A 13,108-nucleotide genomic window follows, 5' to 3' on the forward strand; every position below is an offset into this window, starting at 1 on the left:
CCGCTAGGCAGCTATCTTGTAGTGATCAATGAAATCCCGGTCAGGCTCGACGCCGATACCGGGGGTCGTCGGGACGCTGACGCGGCCGGCATTGGCCTTGACCTGCGCCTGTATGTCCAGCGGTTCAGTCAGCAACTCGTCCCTGAATTTGTTGTCTGTCGTGTCGAACTCCAGCATCGGTTCCCACGGGTGCAGCCCGCCCGGCATTGCCGGCATGGCCGCCAGAAGCTGCAGGTTTGTGGCCACGGCGATGGCGCTGCCCCAGACGTGATTGACGACCGGCGTGAAATGCGCGTGGCACAGCGTCAGCACGCGCAAATACTCCGAGATTCCACCCAGCGCGCAAACTTCGGGCTGGGCAATGCCAAGGCCCCGACTTTCCAGCAAAGCACGCCAGTTCCAGCGGTTGAACACTGCCTCACCACCAGCGATGTTGACCTTCAGACCCGCGCGCAGTTCCCGGTATCCGTCAATATCCTCGGGGGCGACGGGTTCTTCGAACCAATAGGCATTCAATTCCTCCAGCGCGTGCCCGACAAAGAACGCGTCCGAAGTCGTATAGGCATGATTTGCATCAACCATGAACGGATAGTGGTTGCCGATGCTGCGCCGAACGGCCTCGCAAAGGGTCACATCCGACCGGGGGCCGGTGCCGGTTTTCATCTTGGTGGCGACGAACCCTATGTCCTTGATCTGCGCCGCCTCATCGGCGAACCGGGCGGCCAAATCTGCGACCGGTTCGTCGCGCAGCATCATACCGTAGCCGTAACAGGGCACGTGGGTTCGGTGGCTGCCCCCAATCAGCTTGTGCAGAGGCAGGCCCGCCACCTTCCCGGATATGTCCCACAGCGCAATATCGATCCCAGACAGGGCCTGAACCGGCATTCCGGCTTGCCCGTGATCTCGCAAAAGGTTGTATACCTTGTGCCAGATCACGTCCCGGTCCAGTGGGTCCATCCCCAGCACCATCGGCTGGATCACGTGTTCGACTATGGATTTGTTTGCGACCGCCACAGCGCCGGGCCCGAAACACTCGCCCCAGCCAGTCACGCCCTGATCCGTCTCAACTTCGACCAGATGCGCGGTGCGCTGGGTGTAAAACTGTTGCGAGTATCCCAGCGCCTCGGGCATGTCGTACTTGAGTACGTGACTGATAATCCTGGTGATTTTCATGAGACCCACGCGCCCGGGACAGGTGCGGAAAGGCCGCCCAAGCGGCCTTTCCGATTTCTTGGCAGGATGCCGTTTATTGCATCGCCCCCAGATTCCTCAGGAACTCGACATGGCTTTCCAAAAGCGCCTTGGCCTCGGGCGTTGTGGCGAAGTCCGTCCAGCCGACCTGAACGGCGGCCCGGTACGCGGCCAGGTCTTCGGGCGACCATTCATAAAGCTCGATGCCCTTGGCCCGCAGGTCCTTGGCGGTCTGGGCGTTCTGCACTTCGTTTATGGTTGCGTTGTGCAGGGCCAGGCTGTCCATCGCGACCTCGATAATCTTGCGATGATGCGCGGGCATGGCTTCCCAGACATCCTTGCGGCAGGCAAGATGGTCCGCCGGCATGGAATGGAAGCCCGGATAGTTGGTGTGTCCGGCGATTTCATACAGGCCCAGACCCACATTATTGGTCAGGTTCGCAGCATCCGCGCCATCAATGATGCCGGTCTCAAGCGCGGTGAAGATTTCGTTGAAGTCCATCACGATCGGCGAGGCACCCAGTTCGGCAAACACCTTGGTCGCAAGCCCCGGAGGAGAGCGGAATTTCCAGTCCTTGAAATCGGCCGCTGTCTTGATCGGCTTGGTCGATGCCAGCGATTCCGGTCCGGGAATCCACCAGCCGACGAATTCCATATCATACCCGTTATACAGCTCGTTCAAGGCGTCCCGGCCGCCGCCATGCAGCAGCCATGCCATCTGCTGATAAGGGTTCTGATACCCGCCCAGAAGATCGCCGGCGAACTGGAAGGCCGGGTTCTTGCCGGTCTGATAGCCGCCGCCGGTCATGTCGCAATCCAGAATGCCCGTCGCCGCGGCATCGAAGGTTTCAACCGACTTAACAACGGATGAGGAATAGAACATCTCAACTTCGATTTCGCCATTTGACATTTCCGTAATGTCGTCGACGAATTTGGCCGCCATCTTGCCTGACAGTTGCTCGGGTGAGAAATGAGTCTGAATGCGAAGCTTGGTTGTCTCGGCCGTGGCAAGTGTGGCCGCCATCGTGGTCGCTACGGCCACAGCGGCCGCTGTCGTCAATAATTTCATATTGTCCTCCCAGACGTTATGCGTGGCGCGCTGGAGATCTTGAGGCCCCCTTGTCAACGAACGCCATTCGACGTTAGGACGGCGAATCGATTGCAACAAGTAAAATGTGAAATTTGAAAAAATTTCGAGATTATTGCAAAAAAACGAAAATGCAGATACGACATGCAGGGACAGAAGACCGGGGCGCACAGCATAATGAACAGCGAAGTTGATATTTATCAGGATCTTAAGTCCCGGCTTATTTCCAACGGGTTCGAGCACGGAACAAAGCTGCGGGCTGAAGATCTGCGAAAGGAATACGGGTGTTCCGCCAGCACGGTTCGAGAGGTGCTGTTCCGCCTGTCCACTGTCGGTCTGGCCGATTTTCAGGAGCAAAGGGGGTTCCGGGTTCCCAACCGCTCACCCCAGAAACTGATCGAACTGACCCATTTGCGGATACTTCTTGAAGGCGAAGGAACCGTTTTGTCCATCCGTAATGGCGGTGTGGATTGGGAAGCCCGCCTGACCGCAGCGCATCACAAGCTGAGCCATATCGAAAAGCGCATCCACGCCAAGGGCGACCCCAGCGATCTGGTCAACATCTGGTTTGCCTCGGAAAAAGAGTTCCATCAGACGCTGATTTCAGCCTGCAAATCCGAGACGCTGCAACAGATGCACGGGCGTATTTACGCGCAGTTCCGCCAGCAGTTGATGGTTGCAGATCGGCGGTTCGAGTTCATTTCCGCAAATATTCAGCACCACGCCAATATTCTCGAAGCTGCGCTTTCGGGGGACGAAGACCTGACGCGGCAGAAAATCCACGACCATCTGGCCCGTCACCTGACCGGAAAGACCATGGGCGACTAACCGGGCAGATCGTCCTGAAGATAGATCCTGATAATCTCTTCGAAATTTCGTTCAGCTTTAAACCCAAGGGCACGGGCTCGGTCCGGCTTGAAGTCGCGCGGCCAGCCCGCAACGATCTGCGCGATCATCGGATCTGGGACCGGCCTGATCAGATCAACAGCCGCCTGACCCGCCACTTGTCTGAGTGCTTCGATCTGTTCGGCAACAGTGCAACTGATGCCCGGCATGTTGAGGGCGCGGCGGTCGTCCAACAGGGCTGTATCGAGTTGCGCGGCATGGGTCAGGAAAGTTGCCGCGGCGCGCGGACTTGCATGCCAGTGACGCACTGTGTCGGGTACCGGCAAAATGGCCTCTGACCCGTTCAGCGGTTCGCGGATGATGCCGGAAAAGAAAGACGAAGCCGCAGCGTTCGCCTTGCCGGGCCGGACGCACAGCGTCGGAAGGCGCAGCGAAATGCCGTCGATGTACCCTTTGCGGCTGAAGTCCGAGATCATCAGTTCCGACGCCGCTTTCTGAGCGCCGTAACTTGTCAGCGGCGCGGTCAGGAACTCGTCTCCGATCTGGTCCGGATAGGGTCCTCCGAAAACGGCAATGGATGATGTGAAAACCACGCGGGGACAATATGTTCCGCCGGATGTTTCATGTTCGGTTCTCAGCGCGGTCAGCAGGTTCCACATCGCCATCATGTTGACGTTCCAGCCAAGCGAAAAATCGGTCTCGGCCTGACCCGAAACGATTGCGGCAAGGTGAAAGATCACATCAGGTCGGGTGGCGGCAAGCGACCGGACGGTTTCGGGATGAGACAGATCGCCCGTCACGGTCGTGGTGCCAGTGCCCGCATCAGTGACCGCCCGGTCAAACAGCGTCAAGTTTGCCGACAGGCCGAAGGTGCGTTCCGAAAGGATGCGTTGGGTCAGTTTCCGCCCCAGCATGCCCGCGCCGCCGATGATCAGGACCCCGGTCACAGCAATCCGTTCCGCTTTTTGAGCTCAAGATAGAGCCCGGAATGATCAATTTCCGCGCCGTCCATGTGGTTTATCAGGTATTCGAACCTGTCCCGAACGGCCTGTGTTGACGGCAGTTCCAGTCCCAATGCTGTGGCCTCGGCCAGAGTGTTGTCCAGGTCTTTGAGTTGGAACTTCGACAGGCCGCCGGGTGTAAAATTGCCCTCGGACATCCGTTCGCCATGTTGTTGCAGAATGATCGAATCCGCAAATCCACCCTTCAGGGCCTGTCGCAGGGCGGCAGGATCAGCGCCGCCCTTTTCGGCCAGCAATGTCGCCTCGGCCACAGCCGAGATGGTGACAGCCACGATGGTCTGATTGGCCAGTTTGCACAATTGCCCCGTTCCGGAGGGGCCAACAAGAACCGGGCGGCCCATGGCGGACAGAATGGGTTTAACCAGTTCCAGCGTTCTGTCCTCTCCGCCCACCATGATCGCCAGAGAGCCCGCTTCGGCACCCTTCGTGCCCCCCGAAACCGGCGCATCCAGATGGGCGACGCCCATGTCCTTAAGCTGGGCGGATTGTTCGCGCGCGTGTTCCGGCTTGGCGCTGGACATGTCGATCCATATCATTCCAGGCCGAAGCGCGCTGCGGAAGGCTGCATCCGACAAAAGCTCTGCCGTGGCGAACCCATCTGACAACATGGTAATTATGACGTCGGCACCTGAAATTGCTTCCGCCGCCGTGGTGGCAGTATCGGCGCCTTTGTCAACTAGGGGTTTGGCCTTTTCGGCGCTTCGGTTCCATACGGTCAGGTTAAATCCGGCCTTCAGCAAATTCCAAGCCATAGGCGCGCCCATCAGGCCGGTGCCGATCAGGGTTATTCGGCTGTTTTGCGTCATGCCGACGGGTCCTTTCTGCGTAATAGCGTCCTGAGTTCGGTCGAGAGTTGATCCTGTAAGGGGTCAGCCAGCAGGCGCTATGGATTTCCAATCGCATTCATTTGCGCCGAACCTAACCGATTCGCGGCCAAAATCACGAAAATATAAAAATTTTCGAGATTGACGCCCGCGTCCTGGGCGGCGAGTTTATCAGCGGCACACCAAATCATCGAACCGGGGGTGGACAGGCCAATGACCCGAAGAATCTCGAAAGACCAACTGCGGTCACGCAAATGGTTCATGAATTCTGAAAACCTTGAGATGACGGCGCTGTATCTTGAGCGGTATCTGAACTACGGCCTGACGCGGGCCGAGCTGCAATCCGGCAAGCCGATCATTGGTATCGCCCAGACCGGCAGCGACCTGAGCCCCTGCAACCGTCACCATATCGAACTGTCAAAGCGGGTTCGCGATGGCATCATCGCGGCTGGGGGTACATGCATAGAAATCCCGGTGCATCCGATTCAGGAAACCGGCAAACGCCCGACCGCGTCGCTGGACCGAAATCTGGCCTACCTGTCGCTGGTGGAAAGCCTGTTTGGATACCCATTGGACGGGGTCGTTCTGAACATCGGCTGCGACAAGACCACGCCGGCGCTGTTGATGGCGGCGGCCACGGTGAATATTCCGGCCATTGCCCTGTCGGTCGGTCCGATGCTGAACGGGTGGTGGAAAGGCGAGCGGGCCGGGTCGGGCACCGTGATCTGGAAAGCGCGCGAAGACCTTGCCGCAGGCCGGATCGACACCGACGAGTTCATGGAGATCGCAGCCGCATCCGCGCCTTCCGTTGGGTATTGCAACACGATGGGAACGGCCACGACGATGAATTCACTGGCCGAGGCGCTGGGGATGCAGTTGCCGGGATCGGCCGCCATTCCCGCGCCGTATCGGGAACGCGGGCAGATCAGCTATGAAACCGGCAGGCGCATTGTCGAGATGGTGTGGGAGGACCTGCGCCCAAGCAATGTGATGACCCGTGCGGCGTTCGAAAACGCAATTGTTGTCAACTCGGCCATCGGTGGATCGACCAACGCGCCCATCCACCTGAACGCCATTGCCAGACATCTGGGCGTGCCATTGAACAACGACGATTGGCAGGCACTCGGGCACGACATACCGCTGTTGGTCAACATGCAGCCCGCGGGCAAGTATTTAGGTGAGGATTATCAACAGTCGGGCGGTGTCCCGGCCGTGGTGGGCGAACTTATCGCGGGCGGCTTGCTGCCCAATCCCGAAACCGTGACGGTCAACGGGCGCTCCATCGGTCAGAACTGTACCGATCGCCGGTCATTGAACACTGACGTGATAAGACCGGTAAGTGAGCCGGTCAAACAGCAGGCCGGGTTCATCAACCTCTCGGGCAACCTGTTCGAAAGCGCGATTATGAAAACCTCGGTGATCTCACCCGCGTTTCGCAAGGCTTACCTGTCGAACCCGGATGACCCCGACGCATTTGAAGGGCGCGCCGTGGTGTTCGATGGCCCCGAAGATTTCCATCACAGGATCGACGATCCGGCGGAAAACATCGACGAGACCTGTATCCTGATCATGCGCGGCGCCGGCCCTGTCGGCTATCCCGGCGCTGCCGAGGTGGTGAATATGCGGCCGCCGTCCTACCTGATCCAAAAGGGGGTCGAGGCCCTGCCATGTATCGGCGACGGGCGGCAATCGGGCACATCCGGCAGCCCTTCGATCCTGAACGCCTCGCCCGAGGCTGCCGAGGGGGGCGGGCTGGCACTGGTCCGGAACGGCGACCGTCTGCGCATTGATCTGGGCAAGGGATCGGCGGACATGCTGGTGCCGCTGGATGAGTTGAACGATCGGGCCCGCGCGCTTGAGGCTGCGGGTGGGTATGCGATGCCGCTCAGCCAGTCACCGTGGCAAGAAATTTTCCGCGAAAAGGTAGACCGGCTGGATCGCGGCATGACGTTGAAAGGGGCGGATGCGTTTCAGGATATCGCGCGCAAATCCCTGCCTCGGGATAATCACTGAAGGACGAGGGGATGAAATTGACATGCTTTGACGCTGCCCGAGCAGTTGGTCGGAAGGTTGTCCGTCATGCCTGATCTTTTGCAGATTGGCGGTATTACCGAGGCGATGCGCACCCGTCTGAACAGGGCGTTCGAAATCCGCCAGTTGGACGATTTCGACGCCGGCAAAATCACGTACATAATCACCAACGGCCATGACGGCGTGCCTACCGACCTGATGGCGGCGCTGCCGAACCTGAAAGCCATCAGCGTCTATGGCGTCGGCTATGACGCAGTTGATGCCAGCGCAGCCGCCCGGCGAGGGGTGGTCGTGACCCATACGCCCGACGTTTTGAATCAGGAAGTTGCCACAACGGCGGTTTTACTGATGTTATCCTGCTACCGGGAACTGGTGCGGGACGATGCTTATGTCCGGTCAGGGGATTGGGAAAACAAAGGCAATGCACCGCTGACCCGGTCGGCGGACAACCGGAAGATCGGCATACTGGGGCTGGGGCGGATCGGGCAGGCCATCGCGCGTAAACTGGAGCCGTGGAACCCCGAAATTGTTTACCACACGCGCGCACCAAAGGACGTTCCCTACAGGTATTTCGATAACATCGTGGACATGGCCGCATATGTTGATGTCCTGATCTGCATCACACCCGGAGGTCCAGCGACCGAAAAGATCGTAGATGCCGAGGTGATCGGGGCTCTGGGCCCCGGTGGAACGCTGATAAATGTCAGCAGGGGGTCGGTTGTGGATGAAACCGCGCTAATCGCGGCACTGCAGGAGGGTAGGCTGGGCTGGGCCGGCCTTGATGTTTTTCGCGACGAACCGCGGGTTCCCAAAGCTCTGCGGGAGTTGCCGAACGTCGTCCTCTTGCCCCACGCCGGCAGCGCTACGGTCGAAACTCGCGCGGCGATGGGCGACCTGACTGTCGACAACCTGTTGCGGCACCTGGAAGACGGCACCGTTTTGACACCCGTTCCCGAATGCAAGGATTTGTAAGCGCCTCTGGGCTCCGTTCCCGGGACCGGTCAAAGCGAGGCGGTTATGCCGCCATCGACGTACAGCGTATGACCGTTCACGAAACTGGACGCCGCCGACGACAGGAAAATCGCCGCACCCACAAGCTCGCCCACGTCGCCCCAGCGTCCGGCCGGAGTGCGCTTTGCCAGCCAGGCACTGAATTCGGGATCGGCCACAAGCGCGGCGTTCAAAGGGGTGTCGAAGTATCCCGGGGCGATGGCATTGCAGTTCAGCCCGTATTGCGCCCAGTCGGTAGCCATGCCTTTGGTCAGGTTTGCCACCGCGCCCTTGGTGGCCGTGTACGGGGCGATGCCGGGTCGGGCCAGAGCGGTCTGAACCGAGGCTATGTTGATGATCTTGCCCTTGCCACGTTCAATCATGTGCCGCGCGACGGCCTGACCCACATGAAACACCGAGGCGATATTGGTTTGCAGCAACCGCTCGAACGCGTCGGCGGGAAAATTCTGCAATTCGGTTCTGTGCTGCATCCCGGCGTTGTTGATCAGGACGTCAATCGGGCCTGTTGTAGCCTCGAACTGATCCACCGCAGACCTGACGCCTTCGTGGTCGGTGACGTCAAAGGCCAGTTCGTGGACAACCGCCCCTGCGCCGCGCAGGTCCGAGGCGGCGGTCGAAATCTTGGCCGTGTCCCGCCCGTTCAGAATGATTTCGGCGCCTGCACCGGCCAGCCCACTGGCAAGCGCCAGGCCGATGCCCTGACTGGACCCCGTGATCAAAACCCGCTGTCCGGTCAGGTCAAACAATTGAAGCGTCATATCGAAAAAACCCCTTGGTGTATGGCGCCAACTATCCGTATCTTTTTGCGGTCTGTATAGGGAAGATAGCGATATGCCGGCCTCAAACGCTTGTGTTGTTGTCCATGCTGCGCGCGACCTGCGGCTGGAAACGCGCGAAACCCCGGATCCCGACCCGGGTGAAGTTCTGGTTGAGATGAAGGCGGGCGGTATCTGCGGCTCGGACCTGCATTACTACACTCATGGCGGGTTCGGTGCGATCCGGCTGCGCGAGCCGATGGTGCTTGGGCATGAGGTTGCGGGAACTGTTTCCAGATTGGGAGAGGGCGTTCAGGGGTTGGACATCGGTCAGCTTGTGGCTGTGTCCCCGTCGCGGCCCTGTCAGGCATGTGAATATTGCCTGAGCGGGCAGCAAAACCACTGTCTGAACATGCGGTTTTATGGCAGCGCCATGCCGTTTCCACATGTTCAGGGCGCGTTCCGGCAGAAGTTGGTCGCGAATGCAGATCAATGCGTTCCGGCCGATGGGTTAACAGCCGCGCAGGCGGCGATGGCGGAACCTCTGGCCGTGTGTCTTCATGCGATACAGCAGGCCGGCAATCTTGTCGGAAAAACGGTTCTGGTCACAGGCTGCGGACCGATTGGTTGTCTTGTGATCCTAGCCGCCCGCCGCGCCGGGGCCGCTCGGATCGTTGCCACGGATCTTTCGGATTTTACCCTGAACATAGCAATGGGCTGCGGCGCGGATGAGGGGATCAACGTGCAATCCGCCCCGGATAAGCTGAAGCGGTTCAGCAGCGGTAAGGGGAAGATCGACGTGCATCTGGAATGTTCCGGTGCCGTTCAGGCACTGGCCACGGGCGTCGAATGTCTGCGGCCGGGCGGCATAGTGATCCAGTTGGGGCTGGGTGGGGATATGCGGGTTCCGATGCAGATGATCACAGCCAAAGAGATCACTCTGCGCGGCTCGTTCCGGTTCCACCCGGAATTTGCTACGGCGGTTCAGATGATGCAGGGCGGGTTGCTGAACGTGGAGCCGCTTATTTCCCACAGTTTCGATATGTCGGATGCCGTTCTGGCCTTTGATACCGCGTCCGACCGGTCCAGTGCGATGAAAGTTCAGTTGACGTTTCAGGGGGAATGAGTTCCGATGACACTTTCCAGACCCGCGGTTGGCGCGGCCATCGCCTCAACCAGCTTTCGGCAGACCAATGGCGAAATTTGCGAACTTGGCCAGCCCAAGACGCGTTGGACTGTCCTCTTTGTCTATCGCGGGCGGCATTGTCCGCGCTGCAAGCGCTACCTGAACAAGCTGAACGACCAGTTGGCCGACTGGGTTGCGAAAATGGATGTCATCGTAGTGTCGGCCGATCCATTGGAGAAAGCCCTGGCCGATAAGGCGGAGTTTGGCTGGAAGTTCGATCTTTGCTATGGCCTGACGGTTTCGCAGATGCGGGATCTTGGTCTCTACGTGTCTCAGCCTTTGTCCGATGCTGAAACGGACCGCCCATTTGCGGAACCGGGCATGTTTGCTTTGCGGCCCGACGGTACTTTGATGCTGGTCGATATTTCAAACGGCCCGGCGGCCCGACCGGATCTTGATGAGCTTCTGGACGGGATGAATTTCAATATCGACAATGATCGGCCCGTGCGGGGAACTTCCTGACGGGCGGCCGATGGAAACCGGATAATTGACAGCGACATGCCAACACAGCGCAACGCGTATCGGGCAATCCGCGAACACAGCAGGGACACCACGTCATGAACAGCATCCGATCCGTAGAGGCCAGATTGTTCAATGTGCCGCTTGCCGAAGTGCTGGTGGACGCAAAGCACGGGGATCACACCTTTTTTCAGCTTGTCACCGTTGCCGTTAGAACCGACGGGGGAGCCGAAGGGATCGGGTATACCTACACAGGCGGCAAGGGCGGGAACGCCATACTTGCGATGATCGAACACGATCTGGCACCGTTTCTGATCGGCAAGGACGCGGATCGTGTAGAGGCCCTGAATGACGCTATGCAATGGCATGTGCACTATGTCGCGCGCGGCGGTATCGCGTCCTTTGCCATATCGGCGGTTGATATCGCGCTGTGGGACCTTCGTGGAAAGCTGAGCGACCTGCCATTGTGGAAAATGGCGGGTGGGGCGTCAGACCGCTGCAAGGCCTATGCCGGGGGCATCGACCTGAATTTCTCGCTGGACCGGCTTCTGGCGCAAACCGAAGGGTATCTGGCGCGCGGATTCAACGGAGTGAAGATCAAAGTGGGTCAGCCCAGCCTGTCGGATGATCTGCAGCGGGCAAAAGCTGTGCGCGCGTTGCTGGGGCCGGACCGGTTCTTCATGGTCGACGCGAATTACTCGATGTCGGTGGAACAGGCGATCGACGCGGCACAAGGCTTTGCCGAGCACGACATTCTGTGGTTCGAGGAGCCCACAATTCCGGATGATTACAAAGGTTATGGGCGCATAGCCGCAGAGACCGGCGTGCCGCTGGCGATGGGGGAAAACCTGCATACGATCCATGAATTCGAATACGCGTTCGAGGATGCCGGGCTGAGTTTCGTGCAGCCGGACGCCTCGAATTGCGGCGGCATCACGGGCTGGTTGCAGGTGGCCGCGCTCAGCCGCAAATACGGCATTCCGGTGTGCAGTCATGGCATGCAGGAACTGCATGTCAGCCTGGTATCCGCGCAACCTCACTCGGGATGGCTGGAGGTTCATTCTTTTCCGATTGATCAATACACCAAGCGCCCGTTGGTGGTGCAGGATTGTCTGGCGGTGGCTCCGGATACCCCAGGAACTGGTGTGGAATTTGACTGGGACAGGCTGCGTTCCGAACACAAGGAAGAGCTGTGATCGCCGGTGGATCATCTTTGGGCTGACAAGGCGCGGGACTGATCGTTTAAGACTGGATAAAGAAAAAAGAACACGAAACGGGGGCTAAGAGGTTCATGGCAACACAATCAGCAAGCAAAGCCGTGTTCCTGTCGGGCAGCCTGATGCGGCACGTAACCCGCATGTCGTTGACCACCAGCATTGGCCTGATGGCGATCTTTGCGGTGGATTTCGTAGACATGGTGTTCATCTCAATGCTGGGCAACGACGCATTGGCGGCGGCGGTCGGCTATGCAGGTACGCTGCTGTTCTTCACCAATTCGATCAATGTCGGGCTTTCGATTGCGGCCGGGGCATTGGTCGCACGAGAGCTTGGAGCCGGCCGCCCCGAGCAGGCCCGTCAATTCGGGACCAGCGTTGCCATTCTGGGTATTCTGGTCAGTCTTCTGGTCTCGGTCGTGGTGTTGTTCAACCTGACGTTTTTCCTGTCTCTGCTGGGTGCCAAGGATGAGGTTCTGCGGCTGGCGGCGCGCTATGTCTCGATCATCCTGCCGACCATGTGGGTGATGGCGGTCGCAATGGCGGGGATGGCGGTCTTGCGTGCCCACGGGGATGCGCGGAGGTCGATGCAGGCGACGATTTACGGCGGGGTCGCAAACGCCGTGCTTGACCCGATCCTGATCTTCGCGGTCGGGCTGGGGCTGGACGGTGCGGCCATCGCATCGGTGATTGCAAGGGTGTGCATGCTGATCGCCGCCGTCAGGCCGGCTGTGCGTGTGCATCAGGGTTTTGCTCGACCGTCCGTGAAGCAGGCGATGTCGGATTTAAGGCCGGTTCGGGCCATCGCGGTTCCGGCCGTTCTGACCAATATCGCCACCCCGATCGGCAACGCCATCGTGATCCGCGAAGTTGCCCAGTTCGGAACGGATGCGGTGGCAGGCATGGCCGTCATCGCGCGCCTGATGCCGGTGGCGTTTTCGGTCGTCTTTGCCCTGTCGGGTGCGATTGGTCCAATCGTCGGGCAGAACTTTGGCGCCGCTCAGTACGACCGCGTGAAAGAGACCTTTCTGGCCGGGGTCAAGTTTACGGCCGTCTATGTTTGCCTGATGGCCGCGACCTTGTTTTTGCTGCGTGCGCCCATCGCCGATCTGTTTCAGGCGCAGGGTGAAACCCGGGCGTTGATCTATCTGTTCTGCGGGCCGCTGGCGCTGACTTCGTTTTTCAATGGAGTGATCTTTGTCGCCAACGCAAGTTTCAACAATCTGGGGCATCCGGTCTATTCGACCTGGGTCAACTGGGGGCGGCACACGCTGGGAACCTGGCCATTCGCCGTGGCCGGGGCCTATATCGCCGGCGCGCCCGGCGTGTTGCTGGGGCAGGCGCTTGGCGGTGTCATATTTGCAGCGATCTGCTGGATTCTTGTTCGCCGTGTCGTGGCGCAAATCGCTCAGCCGCAACCCGTCGATCCTTTTGCGGGACAGAACCGGTTGCAGGCCCTGTTCGGGCGGCGAGGCTGGTAAT

At 59.4% G+C, this 13,108-nt stretch carries 12 protein-coding genes; 7 read left to right on the top strand and 5 right to left on the bottom strand.

The window, feature by feature from the left end; translation table 11 throughout:
- Nucleotides 1-3: 3 nt before the first annotated feature.
- Nucleotides 4-1,173, bottom strand: coding sequence for a mandelate racemase/muconate lactonizing enzyme family protein (locus tag ACXAC3_RS10315; RefSeq protein WP_475159458.1), 1,170 nt, complete (start codon nt 1,171-1,173; stop codon nt 4-6).
- Between the two features lie 73 nt (nt 1,174-1,246).
- Entirely contained in the window at nt 1,247-2,260 is a 1,014-nt protein-coding gene (locus ACXAC3_RS10320; RefSeq protein ID WP_475159460.1) for a TRAP transporter substrate-binding protein, read from the bottom strand.
- 195 nt (nt 2,261-2,455) lie between these two features.
- On the opposite strand from ACXAC3_RS10320, the gene ACXAC3_RS10325 reads away from it, so the two are divergent.
- Nucleotides 2,456-3,106, top strand: a complete 651-nt coding sequence (locus ACXAC3_RS10325; protein ID WP_475159464.1) for a GntR family transcriptional regulator — start codon at nt 2,456-2,458, stop codon at nt 3,104-3,106.
- Here the strand turns inward: ACXAC3_RS10325 and denD are convergent.
- On the bottom strand, nt 3,103-4,071 hold the full coding sequence (gene denD / locus ACXAC3_RS10330) for a D-erythronate dehydrogenase (protein WP_475159468.1): 969 nt from the start codon (nt 4,069-4,071) through the stop codon (nt 3,103-3,105). The two genes, ACXAC3_RS10325 and denD, sit on opposite strands and share 4 nt — an antisense overlap.
- Nucleotides 4,068-4,952, bottom strand: a complete 885-nt coding sequence (locus ACXAC3_RS10335) for an NAD(P)-dependent oxidoreductase (protein WP_475159470.1) — start codon at nt 4,950-4,952, stop codon at nt 4,068-4,070. The genes denD and ACXAC3_RS10335 overlap by 4 nt, the downstream gene beginning before the upstream one ends.
- Before the next feature lie 231 nt (nt 4,953-5,183).
- Between ACXAC3_RS10335 and ACXAC3_RS10340 the strand changes: the two genes are divergently transcribed.
- Together ACXAC3_RS10340 and ACXAC3_RS10345 are read left to right on the top strand one after the other, a co-directional pair.
- A complete protein-coding gene (locus tag ACXAC3_RS10340) occupies nt 5,184-6,983 on the top strand; it encodes an IlvD/Edd family dehydratase (protein ID WP_475159471.1) in 1,800 nt (599 codons plus the stop codon).
- Between the two features lie 66 nt (nt 6,984-7,049).
- Nucleotides 7,050-7,973: a 2-hydroxyacid dehydrogenase gene (locus ACXAC3_RS10345; RefSeq protein WP_475159472.1), complete on the top strand. Its 924-nt coding sequence runs from the start codon at nt 7,050-7,052 to the stop codon at nt 7,971-7,973.
- Between the two features lie 29 nt (nt 7,974-8,002).
- Here ACXAC3_RS10345 and ACXAC3_RS10350 read toward each other — a convergent pair whose 3' ends face one another.
- Nucleotides 8,003-8,770 carry an SDR family oxidoreductase gene (locus ACXAC3_RS10350; RefSeq protein WP_475159474.1) on the bottom strand — a complete coding sequence of 256 codons (768 nt, stop codon included), beginning with the start codon at nt 8,768-8,770 and terminating at the stop codon, nt 8,003-8,005.
- A 73-nt stretch (nt 8,771-8,843) separates the two neighbouring features.
- On the opposite strand from ACXAC3_RS10350, the gene ACXAC3_RS10355 reads away from it, so the two are divergent.
- The 4 genes from ACXAC3_RS10355 (at nt 8,844) to ACXAC3_RS10370 (ending at nt 13,107) form a co-directional block, all read left to right on the top strand.
- On the top strand, nt 8,844-9,893 hold the full coding sequence (locus ACXAC3_RS10355) for an L-idonate 5-dehydrogenase (protein ID WP_475159476.1): 1,050 nt from the start codon (nt 8,844-8,846) through the stop codon (nt 9,891-9,893).
- Nucleotides 9,894-9,899: 6 nt separating this feature from the next.
- Complete coding sequence (locus tag ACXAC3_RS10360; protein ID WP_475159477.1) at nt 9,900-10,415, top strand: redoxin domain-containing protein; 516 nt, start codon at nt 9,900-9,902, stop codon at nt 10,413-10,415.
- A gap of 95 nt (nt 10,416-10,510) precedes the next feature.
- A complete protein-coding gene (locus ACXAC3_RS10365; protein WP_475159480.1) occupies nt 10,511-11,608 on the top strand; it encodes a mandelate racemase/muconate lactonizing enzyme family protein in 1,098 nt (365 codons plus the stop codon).
- A 95-nt stretch (nt 11,609-11,703) separates the two neighbouring features.
- On the top strand, nt 11,704-13,107 hold the full coding sequence (locus ACXAC3_RS10370) for an MATE family efflux transporter (protein WP_475159483.1): 1,404 nt from the start codon (nt 11,704-11,706) through the stop codon (nt 13,105-13,107).
- The last annotated feature ends 1 nt before the right edge of the window (nt 13,108 follow it).

It is taken from the genome of Ruegeria sp. ABV4_181 (assembly GCF_056158465.1).

Excerpts from the sequence above, each read along its gene's own strand:
- ACXAC3_RS10315 (WP_475159458.1), bottom strand. The coding sequence starts at position 1,173 with ATGAAAATCACCAGGATTATCAGTCACGTACTCAAGTACGACATGCCC.
- ACXAC3_RS10320 (WP_475159460.1), bottom strand. The coding sequence starts at position 2,260 with ATGAAATTATTGACGACAGCGGCCGCTGTGGCCGTAGCGACCACGATG.
- ACXAC3_RS10325 (WP_475159464.1), top strand. The coding sequence starts at position 2,456 with ATGAACAGCGAAGTTGATATTTATCAGGATCTTAAGTCCCGGCTTATT.
- ACXAC3_RS10335 (WP_475159470.1), bottom strand. The coding sequence starts at position 4,952 with ATGACGCAAAACAGCCGAATAACCCTGATCGGCACCGGCCTGATGGGC.
- ACXAC3_RS10340 (WP_475159471.1), top strand. The coding sequence starts at position 5,184 with ATGACCCGAAGAATCTCGAAAGACCAACTGCGGTCACGCAAATGGTTC.
- ACXAC3_RS10345 (WP_475159472.1), top strand. The coding sequence starts at position 7,050 with ATGCCTGATCTTTTGCAGATTGGCGGTATTACCGAGGCGATGCGCACC.
- ACXAC3_RS10350 (WP_475159474.1), bottom strand. The coding sequence starts at position 8,770 with ATGACGCTTCAATTGTTTGACCTGACCGGACAGCGGGTTTTGATCACG.
- ACXAC3_RS10355 (WP_475159476.1), top strand. The coding sequence starts at position 8,844 with ATGCCGGCCTCAAACGCTTGTGTTGTTGTCCATGCTGCGCGCGACCTG.
- ACXAC3_RS10360 (WP_475159477.1), top strand. The coding sequence starts at position 9,900 with ATGACACTTTCCAGACCCGCGGTTGGCGCGGCCATCGCCTCAACCAGC.
- ACXAC3_RS10365 (WP_475159480.1), top strand. The coding sequence starts at position 10,511 with ATGAACAGCATCCGATCCGTAGAGGCCAGATTGTTCAATGTGCCGCTT.
- ACXAC3_RS10370 (WP_475159483.1), top strand. The coding sequence starts at position 11,704 with ATGGCAACACAATCAGCAAGCAAAGCCGTGTTCCTGTCGGGCAGCCTG.